Here is a 15,210-nt window from a genome sequence, read left to right on the forward strand (position 1 = left end):
AGTCTTGCTCCATTCCATTGCAGATGTTCATGCAACTTTTCGCGAAATAGGTTAATCTCTTTCACAGGGGTTTTATTGGCGATGTGGTTATCTTTTATAAAACCCCTTCCTGCCTACTTTTGCAACTTTTTGTCCTGTACTAAGAGGACTGCTATATACTTCATTGCTATTGTTCATTGCTGCTTCCAGTCTTGTTGCTAGGTTTGTCCATCAAGCAATCAGTGGTATTGAACTATCCTTGTGAATGCAGGTTTACCCATGGGGCGACCTCTGATACTGTCCAGTCTTTACTTGTTTCCACTGTTGAAGCAAAGACGACTCTATCTACAGTTCGGGCTTGGTGTCCCTAGGGGCAAAACGAGTTTATCTCTGCTTTTGCTTGTTTGGATTGTAGTAAAGATTTTATCCTTTACTTTTCTTCCTAGATACAAGGGGCAATTCATGAACTGCCCCTACAGTTCGTTCTTTTGCATAAGTCTTATTTCTTTAAATACTTTCAATGAGATTGATCGCCTGATTAAACAGATCTTTCCGATTAACCATTGTGTCTAATTCTTGAGGTTCATAGCGACCTTCAAATATTTCTAAAGAAGCGCCATCGATCGCATCGTTGTAAGCCTCGTGCAAAATATCCAGCAAATCTTCTTGATCTAAATAAACCCCACCAGACTTGCGGCGTTTATTTTTGCGCTGAATTTGGCGGATCGAATTACGAATCGAAAGATCCCAAGAACGAGTAGTACGATTTTCTATTTGTTGTTTAATCAGATGCATGAGTAAGATGATTGCGTAGCTAGTAATATTGTTGATTTTATCGTCTTTGCTCATTTCTTCCATCTCATCAACAATGGCTAACGCTCCAGATACGTCACCCTTGATCAATAAGTCTCTCAATGTTAATAATTCTTCCATTGCGATTCTCCAATGATTGCCAAGAGGCTCGCCAAGCGAGCCTCTTGATATTTACGCATTAACTAGTTCCTTCATTGGTGCAGCGAGAGCTTCTTCCAATGGTGCGCGTCCAAGACGCTCCTCTAGAATATTCATCACGGTACGCCCGAAGTCGTCATCATCACGCTTCCATGCTTCTAAACAGACTTCACCAAAGAAAGAACCCAGAGGCTCAGGATTCCAAAGTAGCTTCTTGGCCGTCCAAGGCATCATGCTCATAGGGTTGTAGTCGGGTTTGAGAATGTTGTTTTTGAAAGCATAGTCTTCCAGATGGGTATGGGGTTGTAAGCCAATGAAGAAGATCGCAGGTTCCACTTTGTCGGCTCCGAAAATCGCTTCCAGTTCTCGGTGATAGGCGATCGTCTGGCGAATTGTTTCTAGGGTTTCATCGATAACATTAAAGGAATAGTTAACCGATACCAACTCATTAAAACCTGCGGCTTTGAGATCGCGACAATTTTGTAAAACAGACTTGAGGTTATAGCCCATTCGCATTTTACGAACAAGCTCTTGCGAACCGCTAGTGATGCCAATCTCAAAATAGCTCATGCCTGTCTCCACCATTAACTGACAGAGGTAAGGCGTAAGATTGTCCGCACGGATATAGGCTGCCCAATGGATGTCAGTCATACCCGATGCTTTTACTTTTTCTAATAATTCAACGGCATCATCAATGAATTTTTTTGCAGGAATAAACTGAGCATCGGTAAACCAGAAATTGCGAACACCGCGATCGTAGAGTGTTCGCATTTCCTTGATCACTTCATCGGTGGGATTGATGCGAACCTGTTTGCCTTCGATAACGGTGTAAATGCAGTAGCAACAGTTATGGGGACAGCCGCGCTTAGTTTGCACACCTATATAAAAGTCGCGATCGCGGAAATAGTAATTAAAATCTTCCCAAATCGATTCGATATATTCGTAATCGCAAGCGCTTTTTTCAATCGGTGCGGGTTGCTCATGGATTAATCTAGCGCGAGGCTTCGTTTCACCGACCACATAGCAGCGATCACTTTCAATTTCTCTCCCTTGCACCAAACGCTCTAGTAATGATTCACCTTCACCAACCGAAATAATCGTGCCTTTGGGTAAGACATTACCTAGCTGTTCATAAAAAACGCTGACCGCACCGCCACCGATCACGGCTTTAGCCTCAGGGTGATAGCGTCTAGCACGAGCTAATCCGCGTTTGATTAACTGTGAATTGCGCCAAAGTTCGGTGTAGTAAGAGGTAAATAGACGTAATCCATTCACAGCCCCACGTAATTTCTTAAAAGGATTTTTGGCGTAGTAAAACTCAAAGGCATTTTGCAGAGGATTACCACCGCGTCCGCCCACAGGCGCATAAATCTGAATATCGCGCCATGAAAATACTAATAAGTTGGGTTGAAACTTGTCGATCGCCCGATCTAGAGCTGCATAAAAATCAAGGGGTGGCACAGTACCTAAATCAAAAATATTTTGCTGTACATGGGGCGCAACCTTATGAATGTGATCGGATAAATAAACTACGCCAATCGGAAAAATCGGGTTGCATGGTAGGCGAATGTAGAGAATGCGATCGCAGCCCACAGATACACCAGATCGATCTCTCGTTAAATCAAGGGGATTTCTTATGGAATCAGTGGTGGACATAGGATTTTATCTCTGATCTAAATTTTTTCTTAAGGTTTTTATTATTTTTGGGGATTTCATCGCAATTTCTACACTGAGAAATCGCAAAATATTGAGCGCTAAGTCTTTACATATCTTAATTATATTCACTTTACGGCTAGTTCGGTAATCATGGGGATCAACAAAGTGGGGATCAAATTAGTGATCGCTGAATTATTAGTTGGTAGTAGTGTTTACAATCGTTAATTAGCCTTGAGTGTTAGTTTTATGTACGAGCAAAATGGCAAGATTAGTATTCTTGTTAATTTCAAAGAGATCGGCAGGGTCTGTTTGACTTGATTAAGGATATTTTTGGATTTATGACTAATCTAGGTTAGTTTGAGGTTCAAAAATCTTGTTAATTTTTGCTTAAACAACTTTATATAAAAAATACTATGTCCATATTTGATCCGTTACCTGCTGATTTACACGACAAAATAATTGTCTGCTCCTATGTAAATGCCACTAGCAAAATCCAAATAGCGCGGATTACTAATGTCCCACAGTGGTATTTCGAGCGGGTCGTGTTTCCTGGTCAAAATCTCATCTTTGAAGCGATCGCGTCGGCACATGTTGAGATTCATACAGGCATGATGGCAAGCTCCATACTTTCGGATACAATTCCCTGTGTCCAATTACAGGTAGAAGAAGCTAGCTCCACCTTACCAAGCTGGGTTCCCATTAAACATCTTGATGATGACCTACTTGATGATCCTTCGGTGCTGCTAAATCTGCCTAAGCCTGAAGTAGTCTCCTAACGATGGATTTTCTACCCCTCCAGTTTTCTCAGTTTTTGTCTGGCATAAAAATGGATTTTTTATCCCTTGATTATGCTCAATTCCTGATTATCACAACAATTGTTTATTGGCTCTTACCCAATGTGCAAGCACGCTTGTTAGTTATTTTGACGGCAAGCTTAATGTTTTACTCATTTATCCAGAGACAGTATGTCTGGCTATTGCTAGTGATGTTGGCAGTTAATTTCTGGCTAGGAGGAGAAATTCGCAAAGGAGATAAATTCCTAAAGCAGTGGCTGCTGTTTGTGGGGATATTTTTTGACGTGCTACTGCTATTTGGTTTTAAATACATTCCGTTTGTAGCGACGGCGATCGGCAATATTACGGGTTTACCAGTGGGGAGTTCGCTAGCAATCTGGGCGAAGGCAAACATCGTACCGCCGATCACCCTCAGCTTTTTTGTATTTGAGTTAATTGCTTACCTGATCGATACCTATAGCGGTAATAGCCCCGCCAAGGATTTTCTCCACTTTGCCGCTTATAAGTTATTTTTTGCCAAGCTACTATCGGGGCCAATTACCCGTTATCAAGAATTTGCGCCCCAACTCATTACGCGATCGCGCCCTGTTTTGCCTGACATTGCCGAAGGTATCTGGCTATTCGCCTGTGGAGCCGTCAAAAAAGGGATCATCGCCGACAATATGGCGCGACTCGTCGATCTGACTTTTCGGAATACGGAACGCGCAGGTAGTGTTGATCTATGGCTAGCACTCTTCGCCTATGGCATTCAGATTTATTGCGATTTTAGCGGCTATATCGATATGGCAAGGGGTAGCGCTTTGTTACTAGGTTTCAAGCTACCCCCAAATTTTGATTTCCCCTATTTTTCCGCAAGCATCTCTGATTTTTGGCGACGTTGGCACATGACCCTCGGCGCATGGATGCGAAATTATCTTTATATTCCCCTCGGCGGCTCACGGGGTGGGCTTTGGCGCACTTGCCTGAACTTGATGATCATCATGCTCGTAGTTGGCATTTGGCATGGAGCTAACTGGGGCTTCATTATTTGGGGAGTCTGGCATGGGGCGGCGCTAGTAGTACATCGCCTCTGGATGGAAGTTTGCAGCGTATTTGAAGGTTTACATAAGATTTGGAAACCTTTACCAATGCAGATTTTAGCAATTGTGATCACGCAGTTAGTGGTCTTTTTAGGATGGATTCCTTTCCGTTTACCCAATTTAGCCGATACCAATATGTTTTTGCAAAGGCTTTGGGGCTACGAAAGCGATCCCCAATTTGGTGTGAAAATCTATGTGGAGTCCCTTGGGATCACGGTGGGGCAAATCTCGTTATTAATGTTTACGATAGTTCTTTTGTCACTGATTGCCTATCGCTGCGATCGCGCTAAGTGGCAATTAAACTGGCAAGTCAAATTATTCCTAGTCCCCGTCAGCCTATTTCTAGTGAGCATCCTCAGCCCCGACAAGAAACTACCCTTTATCTACTTTGATTTTTAGATTTTATATTTCTACTGCCTCTTGAAAAATGCGATCGCCTATGCAATTACAAATTCAGGTAAAACACTTTGAAAATTAATGTAAGTAAGAAACAACTCTTCGCCCTCAGAATTCTCTAGAGCATCTACATAAGATTCAATGCCTCTAGGTTGTGGGATTGGTTCGTTATCGTTGGCGATCGCTTGCAAATGAAATGATAAAGCAGATTGCATATTATTCCGATTTTCTTCTAAAGTTTCACCTGTAGTAATACAGCCCAAAATATCAGGGGAATAAGCCGAGAAACCCGTAATGCTTTTTTTTAAACGATAAGGTATTTGTCTATTTACTTTAATCCTGCTTGCTTGAGAATGCTGTTTAATGTTCCTTTTTTAACATCATCAGGCACTAGACAGTTAAAGCGGGATCGACGTATTTACGTCTTTTTTGTCGGCATGAAATTGGCGTTTCAGCAGCTATCCCTGATTAGCTGACCAGTACCTAATAGTTAGAGCGATATTAAGATAAAAAAACAAATCTCAAAGAGAGTGCTGGTGCAACTCTCTTTGAGATTTTGGCTATAGATATATCTAATTTATTTAGAAAGTGAAAGTTGTGCGGATAGCGCCAACAGTGATCGTGTCGCTGCCTGAAGTTTGCACAGGATTAAAAATAAATAGTACCCCTGGAGTAATACTAATATTGTCATTCAAACGCATCCGATAAAACAACTCTAAATGAGTAGTTGAGGCAGGCTGACCGCCAAAGTCACCAGGGGCAACACCAGCCAAACCGATCGCACTAGGAATGTTAAACGCAGGTACGCCATTTTGAGTAAGGTTACTGCTGGTAATCTTAGGAGGTTGTCCCACGTAGATACCGCCCAAGTTACCTTCAGCAAACAAGTCGGGGAAGTTTAAAAACGCCATCCAGTTAAATGTGTCAACTGAACCACCGAGTCCTGCATCTCTAGTAGCGGATGTAGTGTAGCCAGCCCATCCACCCAAAGTAATTTGAGGAGAGATTCTCCATGTTGCCGTACCACCAAAGGCATTGGTTGAAAAACGTCCTGCGATTGGACCGATTAAGTTATCACCAACGCCTGTGTTTAAGCTGGCATTGGTAGTATAGGAATTAAGGTAATACAGTGCAAGATCAATAGCATCACTGGGTGTGAGGGCAAGTTGTACGCCTGCGGTAAAGGGACCACCTGTTAAACCATTGTTTGGATCTGAAGCTAATGCTGCTGCATAAACACCTTGCAAGCTAATGTTATCGCTGATTTGCCAGTCAAAGCCAATACCAGCTTGCCCTGGGAAGTTGAGGATGGGGTTGCGTTGAGCAAAGGCGGAGAGCGCACCTTGACCCGCACTTTCATAACGGTTGGGACCACGAAATACACTTGATGGAGCAACTCCTGCTGCACCCACGATCACCGCAAGGTTATCGCCCACTAAAAATCGATAGGACAAATCGCTCAATTGGATTGAATTGGCTGTATCCAGCTCATATCCAAGGCGAGTATAGGTATTGGTCAGAAAGTTATTGTTGGCAAAAAGGGTGGAAGCAGTAGAAGCATTTCCTGCTTGAATACCTGTTAACAAAAGACTGCGATTGTCAAACTGGGTGACTAAGCTGAGTTGCAGGTTATAGCCAAAGGTAAGATTAGTCGCATCATCGACGGTGTTGCGTGTACCATCTCTTGGAGTGAGATTGCCAGTATTTGGCAATCGGCTTTGCAGTCCAAAAATAGCTTGCCCAAACAGCTTCGTTGTTGTCGAGAATTGCTGAGCCTCTAGCTTGGCGGTTTTTGCTTCGAGTGCATCAACTCGACCGCGCAAAGTCGCAAGCTCGGCAGCAAATTCCTCTTGCAGTTTTTTCAACGTGGCGAGATCTTCTTGGCTAACTTTGTCAGCTAGCCCTGCGGAGATGATTTCGTTGATTTTGTCGAGACAAGCGTTTAAACCTGCAGCAAATTCATAACGGCTTGTGGCTTGTCTACCACGAAAGGTGCTATCGGGATATCCTGCAATGCAACCATAGCGCTCAACGAGAGATTGTAATGCTGTAAAAGCCCAGTCTGTAGGTCTGACATCACTTAGTTGCGAAACTGAGGTAACACCCTGCGCGTTAAGATTTGGTTTGGTGCGATCGCTGGTTTTGACTGGTTTTGACTGTACCAATTCAGTATTAATCGCCCGAATAACTTCTGAATCAGTACTAGGATTGGTGGGAGATTGCAATGTCTGTGATTGATTAGCCGTGGTGGTAGGCATGATCATTGGATCATAGCCAATTGACCGCACTAGTTCAGATTCATTTGAGGCGATCGCTGCTTCTTTTTGAACTTCAGCCTGAGCATAGTTGGGATGTAAAGCACTTAATATTAATGTTGATGAGATCGTTGTTGCTGTCAGCGCAACTAAATTGATTGAGGCTTTAGGTTTGATTTTAAGCATAAAAGTTTACAATCCTCACATGGTCACTTTTTTAGATACAGAAGCACACTTCTAGCGAAAGACGAATTTTAAAAAGATTAGTTCCTAAATATTTAAAACATTTTTGCGAACTTTTACAACCCTTGAAAACATAATTACACCATTTGTACTAGAAATGCCTCGTATTCCCAATCTCACCTACGATCGCGGAACCTTAATTCTCCATCCACCACCTAAAGGCAAATCATGGATTGAATTTGCTACATGGGATGATCGCATTGAGAAGTTTCGCATTCCTGCTAATCGTTATCGTGAGTTGATTTTGACTCTGCGCTCAGAAGGCATCGCCATCGAAGATAAGTCACGGGGATATCAAGAAGTTAACTTGATTTCTCACACCAAAATGGAACCATATCCACATCAGAGTGAGGCTCTAGCCGCATGGCAGCGAGTCGGCAAATGTGGCGTGGTTGTTTTACCGACAGCCGCAGGTAAAACTTATTTAGCGCAGTTAGCGATGCAAGTCACCAATCGCAGCACCTTAGTGATTGTGCCGACTCTCGATCTGATGCATCAGTGGTATGCCCATTTATTAGCGGCGTTTCCTGATGTGGAGATTGGTTTATTGGGAGGTGGTTCACGCGATCGCACAGCAATTCTCGTTTCAACCTATGACAGTGCCGCAATTCAAGCGGAAGCTTTAGGCAATCTCTACGGCTTGATCGTGTTTGATGAATGCCATCATTTACCTACTGATTTTAATCGCGTGATTGCTGAATATGCGATCGCCCCTTATCGGCTGGGATTAACCGCCACACCTGAACGTAGCGATGGCAAACATGCAGATTTAGAATTTCTAATTGGTGAAGAAGTCTATCGCAAATCTGCTGACGACCTAGCAGGTCAAGCTTTAGCCGAACATAAAATTGTTCAGATCAAAGTTTCTCTTTCGGAAAAAGAACGCGAGCGCTATGATTCTCTAATTCAAAGTCGCAATCAGTTTTTAAAGGAATCAAAAATTTCTCTCGGTAGTCTTGAAGGCTGGCAAAGATTTGTCCAAGCAAGTGCGCGATCGCAAGCAGGTCGAAGAGCAATGCTTGCCCACCGTGAATCGAAGGAATTATCTTTAGGAACAGAATCAAAATTACGAGTCCTGTCAGATTTGTTGGCTCAACATTTCGGCGAAAGAATACTGATTTTTACCAATGACAACGCTACGGTTTATCGCATTTCACAGGATTTATTAATTCCAGCCCTTACTCACCAAACTCCCGTGAAGGAACGCCATGAAATTCTAACGTTCTTTCGAGAAGGTAAATATAAGACTCTAGTTGCTTCCCATGTTTTAAATGAAGGTGTTGATGTGCCTGATGCACGAATTGCCATCCTCCTATCGGGTACAGGTTCAGCCAGAGAATATATTCAGCGTTTGGGGCGGGTGTTGCGGCGTGGTACTGAGGCAAACAAGCAAGCAATTCTCTATGAAGTGGTGACTGAGGATACTAGTGAAGTAAGAACTTCAGAAAGACGAAGGGGAATTGAGCGATCGCGTCCCGAACCGAAACAGGACAATGTGGTGCAAATAGGAATTAAGTACGATTCAGATATCCATAAAACACAACCAATCGCTGCGGAAATTTCCAACGATTACGACAAAAAATAGAATGGGGCGCTTCGCGCCCCATTCTATTTTTTTGCTTGCTAACGAGCTACAAGAAAAAAAATTTGAAAGCGTTGTGATACAACGCTTTCAAATTTTTTTTCTTGGTTTGGTTTTGAGCGCAAAGCGCTGTAAAAAACATGTATACATTTTTTGACGTAAGAAACCAGAAAAAATCGTTTAAAATAAGTTAGACCGCAATCATTTGGTAGCCATTATGGAACTTGCAGCATATATATATGATGCATGGGCATATGAACAAGCCAATCAAGGAACGACAGATCACCATCTGCTTACTTGTGATGAGCTTTGTGCTGACGAAGAGCAGGTAAATAAGTTTGACTGGAATTTCATCACGATTAAACAGCAAGCCTATTTACTATCAGCGATCGCCTTTACTAGCCTTAGTGGGATGGGCTGGAATTTAACTCCCGCTATGGCTGCCCATGTACTAGAGCCATCGGTGAATGTTGCGCCTTGGTGTAACAACTTATATATCTGCAATACCAGCTACATGTTAGAGGTGCAGACTTTACTAGCTCAACGTGGATTTGCGGTGGGTGCGATTGATGGGGTTTATGGTCGCTATACTAAGCAAGCGGTGATTGACTTTCAAAGAACTCAAGCCAATCTCGTTGCCGATGGTATTCCTGGGGAGAAAACCTTGGCTTTGTTACGAAACTCATCAGTGAGTAAGCCTTTAGCACCTCAGCAACCAAATCAACCTACAGGAAACCTGACTCCTAGTGATCGGGTAAGCCAGTCACCAAACCAAACAATTGTGATTGTGCGGTCAAATAACCCTCCAGCCAGCAACTTTCAACAGCCAGCGATAAGTGAGATTGGCAATTTGCAAATGCTACTGAAACAAAGGGGATTTTATCAAGGTGAAATTGATGGACAGTTAGGGCAAACTACAACTAACGCCATACTGAAAGCGCAAAAAGCCTACGCCTTATCTCAGGATGGCTTTGTAGGTCCCTTAACTATTCGCGCATTATTAGCTGGTGGCAACAATCTTCCCCTCACTCAGCCTGCTTTTCCCAGATTGCCAGCTACTCAGGATGTCTTGGCAATTCAAACGTTACTTAAGGAACGAGGCTTTTATGATGCAGATCTTAATGGTTTATACGATATGCAGACTAAGGCAAGTATTTTGAAGGCTCAGCTTGCTTATGGACAAGTCGCCACGGGTGATTTGTCCGCCGATGTAGCGACAGCTCTTAAATCTCAAAATCCTGCTCAGATTATCGCTCAAACCACTTCCAGTAATGCAAATCAAACTGTTCAGACAATTTCCAGTCCTAGCAGCACTCCGTTAGGAAATGGAACTCAAATTCCAACCTCTAGTCAAAATGTGCCAGCAGCTAAAAATTCTAATTCATCCTAAATATCCACATAAAAAAAGTTGAGTAACTTCCGTCAAGTTCTCCCAAGTTCTCTAAATTTTTCTCAATCGCAAATCTTAATTTTTAATCTCCCAAAGGTCTAATTATGGAACTCTTAGCATATATCCAAGAAGAATCTATCTACACTGATGATGCGATCGCCAATGAAAGTACTGAAACCTTCCAAGTATGGTTCAACAAATTAACTACTAAATCTGCCAAACTCAGTTTGAATGTACTCCTGACAGGGACTACTCTCATAATTGGATTAGGTTCGACCCTAAATGTTTTAGCGGCTGAAGCTCCATCGTCGGATGTGAAATATGTACAATCGCTACTAGCAAAAAATGGCTTTGACCCTGGGGCGATCGATGGTGTATCAGGAGCTTCAACAAAAAATGCCATTCTTCGCGCCCAAAAAGCCTTTGGACTTAATCCTGATGGCATTGTAGGTAGTCAAACGATCGCCGCACTCGAAGATGGAAAAGCCCCAGAGGCGATCGCCACAACAGTTGATGTTGCTGAGACTGTTGCCGTAGGTGAAACTACCACCAGCGTCTCATCGACTGTGATGAATCTTCAGAAATTACTGGCTGACCGTGGTTTTTACAACGGTGCTGTCGATGGCATCATGGGATCTCAGACTCGCTCGGCGATCGTGGCAGCTCAGAAAGCTTATAACCTCACAGCCGATGGTGTTGCAGGTCCGCAGACCCTAGCGGCGCTAGAGTCAGATGGCAGCAGCAAATCTACAGCTACCCTCATCAGCGCTACAGCAACTACTAAAAGTGCCGATGTCTCCAATCTGCAAGAATTGCTCAGCAAGCGTGGTTTTTACAATGGTGCAGTAGATGGCATCATGGGATCTCAAACTCGCGCAGCGATAGTCGCGGCTCAGAAAAACTATGGCTTAGCTACTGATGGTATTGCAGGCGCTCAAACTCTTGCAGCCCTAGAATCGGGAGCTAGCAATGTGAGTATTGCCACCAAGAACACCACCACAACTCCAACTGTGACAACTAGTGACAAAAATGTTGTGGACTTGCAGCAATTACTAGCCAAGCGTGGTTTTTACAATGGAGCGATCGATGGAGTCAAGGGGGCGCAGACTAATGCCGCGATCGCTGCTGCTCAGAAAGCTTATGGCTTAACAACTGATGGCATTGCAGGTGCTCAAACTATTGCTGCATTGCAAGCAGATGCAAGACCATCAGCCACCGTAACACCTACAAGTAATCAAGCTGCTAATAATGTTACTGCGGCTAACGATGGTGGAGTCGCCAATTTACAGAACTTGCTGACCGATCGCGGCTTTTATAATGGCCCAATTACAGGTTTTCTGGGGACACGTACTAGAGATGCAATTATTGCTGCTCAAAAAGCCTATGGTTTAACGGCGGATGGCGTGGCTGGAGCAAGAACGATCGCGGCTCTAGAAGCAGGTGCGCCGAAACAACAGATTGCGGTAACTAATGTCACGCCAACTGTCACGCCAACTATTCGTGTGGAACCCAAGCCACAGGTAACTCCTCAACCAACGACTCAACCCCAAGCAGCCGCAACTCCTCAACCCACAATCCAAGCAACTCCTAAACCGACAACTCCAGTAGTACAGCCCACAACAGCCCCAGTGGCTAAGCCTACGACAGCCCCAGTAGCAACAACTGCCAACACTCAAGTCTCAGAATTGCAAAGATTACTGGCTCAGAGAGGCTTCTACACTGGTAAGGTGGATGGGGTATTGAGTGGCGAAACTCGTAATGCAATCGTTAGAGCGCAAAACTTTTACACAATTAGTCCTGCTGATGGTGCACCAAGCAATAAACTGATTGATAGTCTTAGCAAAGATACATTCATTTCCGAAGGCAATTAATTCAGATGCGGTTTCGTAAACTTGCAATTAATTTAAGTGCGATCGCTGTTTTTGCAGCGATCGCACTCGCATTGCAATTTCCCAAACTTAATCAAAGATTGAGTGGACAAACTTTAGAAGAGACGCAGAAAGCCGTCAGAGATGAAGAAGCGCGTCTTAAACTAATTCGCCAATTGCCGCCCCGTGGATTTGGCTTTAATAACATGATTGCTAACTTTGCTTTTTTGCAATTTCTACAATACTTTGGCGATGATGTTGCTAGAAACAACCTGAAAACGGGGTATAGCCTAAGCCCACTTTATTTTGAAAATATTATTGATCGAGATCCTAGATTTACTAGTAGCTACATATATATGTCAGCGAGTGTTTCAATTTTTGCGGGAGCCGCTAGTAAAGCGATCGAAATTTATAGTAAGGGTTTAAAATTTTTAGACCCTGATCAACAGCCTAGTGCTTATACTGTATGGCGATATAGAGCCACGGATCAGCTATTGTTTTTGGGTGATGCTAAAGGCGCAAGATTTTCTTATCTCCAAGCTGCTAAATGGGCTGATAGAGCTAGCTTGTCAGGCAAGAAACTTGTTGAAAATCCTAAGCTTGTCGCTGAGGCATCTCGCCAATCGGCTAAATGGCTAGAAGAAGAACAGGATTTAACTAAAGCGCAGATTGGCGCTTGGTCAGTAGTTTTACAAAATGCGACTGATAAAAAAACTGTGGAGATTATTGCTCAGGAGCTAGATAAACTGGGCATGAAGATTGAAATTAAAGATGGTGTACAAGCTATTGTGCCGAAATAAAAATAAAAAGGGGTGCATCGCACCCCTTTTTTTCTAGTTAGCAGTCAACCACTTTTGGGCTGTTAAGCGTTGAATCACACCAAATACAAGTAAATCGAGTGGAGCTTTACGCTCATCGATCAAGAAAGGCTCAATTGTACTAGGCGATCGCCCAGCATCAGCACAGGAAAAAGCTTTCTGAGCATTGAGATCTGCTTTAGAAAAATAAACCGTAAACTGGCGTAGCCCTTGCGCCCAGATCCCATGTACTTGAGAATTGCCAAATTCCAATTGCAGATCATCTACACCTTGCTTAGCAAAGGCTTTAGTTAACGCAGGTAGATAATGCTTGTTAATAAATTCGTCAAAGGGTAACTCTTCGATCGCTGGAGGTTTCTCGGCTTTGGGCTTTGCGGCAGGTTTTGCCTTTGGCTCTTCAGAAGTTGATACAGTGTTTTCAGGCATAGTTTTTGAGTATTGCTAAATTTGATAACGAGAATAAACAACGTGCAGCGGTGTCTATATCTCTATTTGGCTTCAGTGTTGACGATCTGCGGTAAACCCATACTGTAGTTAAGCGATCGATGATTGAGATTGTAAGTAACTTCGCCCTCTTGTAATAGCGATCGCACAAAATGCTCTAAATCTGAACCAATGCGACGCAAATTGTAATCAGTCAGGTCTGCGCCTTTATAATCCTCCACAAGCTGATCAAACTTGCGGTATACCTTTTGCAGAGCGCCATCTGTCCAGTTCAGTTCATTATCAGGATCTACATCTAGGGTGAGCATATTTTCGCTATCGATAAGCTCATCATTCTGCTCCTCAACAATGGCAGCATAAATCTGAATATGACGGGTTGTAGATTTGAGCGGCATAAAGATTGTGACTTGGGTAAGTATTGAAGAACTAACTCTAGATTATTGCAAATTTTCAAGGCTTAACTTTTATAACTTTCAATAAAAAATAAGTGCGACTCTAAGAGCCGCACTTATTTTTAACTAGCCAGATACTCTTGCATTCTGGTTTTGCGCTTGCGTAGATAATCCATCGCTTGACGCTCTAATTGTCTTACTTGTTCGCGGCTGAGATCCATGCGCTTGCTAATACTAGCTAACGACATTTCCTGTCCATCCTCAAGCCCGTAACGCAAAATCATCACTTGACGTTGCTTTTCGGGTAACTCCTTAAGCAAGCTTTGAATATCTGTCCGTAAAGACTCGCGCTCTACATAGTTATCAGGAGAACGTCCTGTATCTTCTAATAACTCAGCAAGTTCGGTATCTTGATTATCGCCAATGCGTAAGTCAAGAGAAATTGGCTGACGCGATAGGGATAGACATTCGCGAACTTGATCAGTCTTGATATTTAGCTCATAGGCAATTTCAGCTACCGTGGCAACTCGACCAAGATCTTGGGAAAGTTGGCGTTGGGCTTTTTTGATTTTGTTGAGCTTTTCGGTAATGTGAACTGGTAAGCGAATAGTCCGCGCTTGCTGAGCGATCGCCCTCGTAATCGCTTGACGAATCCACCAATAGGCATAGGTCGAAAACTTAAAGCCCTTAGTAGGATCGAACTTATCTACGGCTCGCTCTAACCCCAGAGTTCCTTCCTGCACTAAGTCCAGAAGTTCTAAGTTCCGTTTTTGATATTTCTTCGCGACAGAGACCACTAAACGGAGGTTTGCCTCGATCATTTTGCGTTTAGCGCGTGTGCCAACGCGAATGAGGCTAAGCAAAATCTCTGGCTCTAGTCCAACAGTTTCCGCCCACTCTTGTTCCGTTGGTAGGCGATCGCTATTTTGAGCAATCTTTTCTTGAACTTCAAACAGCGCCATCATCTGCTGCACTTGCTTGCCATAGATAATCTCCTCTTCATTGCTAAGTAGAGGGATTTTCCCGATTTCATGCAAGTATGTGCGAACCATGTCAGCAGACAGACCGACCTGCTTGTTAGCTTGCCTATCCACTGTCTTTGGTGTGGTTTGGGTCAATGGTTCTTCAGACATATCGCTCCTACTTTTTTTAAACTATGCGTTTTCCAAGAGTGCTTCTCTAAGACTAGAAGTCTGATACTAAAGAAGACCCAGTAATTTTAAAATCCAAATCCATGAGCTTGATAGCTTAAAATCATAATCTTTAAGTTTTATAAAGTTGATCTAATAATGTGTCATTTGCTCCAAAGTTGATTTGTATAATACATGATCAACCTTTTTTTCTCTTGCGTCTGAAGTTACAT

General features: G+C 43.1%; 13 protein-coding genes. 6 read left to right on the forward strand and 7 right to left on the reverse strand.

What is annotated here, in order from left to right:
* Positions 1-486: 486 nt before the first annotated feature.
* Both B9G53_RS00880 and B9G53_RS00885 read right to left on the reverse strand, forming a co-directional pair.
* A complete protein-coding gene (locus B9G53_RS00880) occupies positions 487-912 on the reverse strand; it encodes a DUF29 family protein (RefSeq protein WP_094528439.1) in 426 nt (141 codons plus the stop codon).
* 51 nt (positions 913-963) lie between these two features.
* Positions 964-2,586 (reverse strand): photosystem II high light acclimation radical SAM protein, encoded by a 1,623-nt coding sequence (locus tag B9G53_RS00885; protein ID WP_254923502.1) that lies wholly within the window; start codon positions 2,584-2,586, stop codon positions 964-966.
* A gap of 413 nt (positions 2,587-2,999) precedes the next feature.
* Between B9G53_RS00885 and B9G53_RS00890 the strand changes: the two genes are divergently transcribed.
* Both B9G53_RS00890 and B9G53_RS00895 read left to right on the forward strand, forming a co-directional pair.
* Positions 3,000-3,362: a DUF1830 domain-containing protein gene (locus tag B9G53_RS00890; RefSeq protein ID WP_094528440.1), complete on the forward strand. Its 363-nt coding sequence runs from the start codon at positions 3,000-3,002 to the stop codon at positions 3,360-3,362.
* A gap of 2 nt (positions 3,363-3,364) precedes the next feature.
* Complete coding sequence (locus tag B9G53_RS00895; protein ID WP_217901479.1) at positions 3,365-4,858, forward strand: MBOAT family protein; 1,494 nt, start codon at positions 3,365-3,367, stop codon at positions 4,856-4,858.
* Between the two features lie 38 nt (positions 4,859-4,896).
* Here the strand turns inward: B9G53_RS00895 and B9G53_RS00900 are convergent, their stop codons facing one another.
* Both B9G53_RS00900 and B9G53_RS00905 read right to left on the reverse strand, forming a co-directional pair.
* Positions 4,897-5,118 (reverse strand): type II toxin-antitoxin system HicB family antitoxin, encoded by a 222-nt coding sequence (locus B9G53_RS00900; RefSeq protein WP_217901480.1) that lies wholly within the window; start codon positions 5,116-5,118, stop codon positions 4,897-4,899.
* A 318-nt stretch (positions 5,119-5,436) separates the two neighbouring features.
* On the reverse strand, positions 5,437-7,296 hold the full coding sequence (locus B9G53_RS00905; protein ID WP_094528441.1) for an iron uptake porin: 1,860 nt from the start codon (positions 7,294-7,296) through the stop codon (positions 5,437-5,439).
* 154 nt (positions 7,297-7,450) lie between these two features.
* On the opposite strand from B9G53_RS00905, the gene B9G53_RS00910 reads away from it, so the two are divergent.
* The 4 genes from B9G53_RS00910 to B9G53_RS00925 all read left to right on the forward strand — a co-directional run bounded on the left by B9G53_RS00910 (position 7,451) and on the right by B9G53_RS00925 (position 12,993).
* Positions 7,451-8,938 (forward strand): DEAD/DEAH box helicase, encoded by a 1,488-nt coding sequence (locus B9G53_RS00910; RefSeq protein WP_094528442.1) that lies wholly within the window; start codon positions 7,451-7,453, stop codon positions 8,936-8,938.
* Positions 8,939-9,152: 214 nt separating this feature from the next.
* Complete coding sequence (locus tag B9G53_RS00915) at positions 9,153-10,325, forward strand: peptidoglycan-binding protein (RefSeq protein WP_094528443.1); 1,173 nt, start codon at positions 9,153-9,155, stop codon at positions 10,323-10,325.
* Between the two features lie 104 nt (positions 10,326-10,429).
* Positions 10,430-12,196 carry a peptidoglycan-binding protein gene (locus B9G53_RS28285; RefSeq protein WP_094528444.1) on the forward strand — a complete coding sequence of 589 codons (1,767 nt, stop codon included), beginning with the start codon at positions 10,430-10,432 and terminating at the stop codon, positions 12,194-12,196.
* Between the two features lie 5 nt (positions 12,197-12,201).
* Positions 12,202-12,993: a hypothetical protein gene (locus B9G53_RS00925; protein ID WP_094528445.1), complete on the forward strand. Its 792-nt coding sequence runs from the start codon at positions 12,202-12,204 to the stop codon at positions 12,991-12,993.
* 33 nt (positions 12,994-13,026) lie between these two features.
* On the opposite strand, the gene B9G53_RS00930 is transcribed toward B9G53_RS00925, so the two are convergent.
* From B9G53_RS00930 to B9G53_RS00940, 3 genes are all read right to left on the reverse strand, one after another.
* On the reverse strand, positions 13,027-13,437 hold the full coding sequence (locus B9G53_RS00930; RefSeq protein WP_094528446.1) for a DUF2996 domain-containing protein: 411 nt from the start codon (positions 13,435-13,437) through the stop codon (positions 13,027-13,029).
* A gap of 62 nt (positions 13,438-13,499) precedes the next feature.
* Positions 13,500-13,850 (reverse strand): NAD(P)H-quinone oxidoreductase subunit M, encoded by a 351-nt coding sequence (locus B9G53_RS00935; protein WP_094528447.1) that lies wholly within the window; start codon positions 13,848-13,850, stop codon positions 13,500-13,502.
* A 119-nt stretch (positions 13,851-13,969) separates the two neighbouring features.
* Positions 13,970-14,980, reverse strand: coding sequence for an RNA polymerase sigma factor, RpoD/SigA family (locus tag B9G53_RS00940; protein ID WP_094528448.1), 1,011 nt, complete (start codon positions 14,978-14,980; stop codon positions 13,970-13,972).
* Positions 14,981-15,210 lie beyond the last annotated feature (230 nt).

The organism is Pseudanabaena sp. SR411 (assembly GCF_002251945.1).
Lineage (GTDB): Bacteria > Cyanobacteriota > Cyanobacteriia > Pseudanabaenales > Pseudanabaenaceae > Pseudanabaena.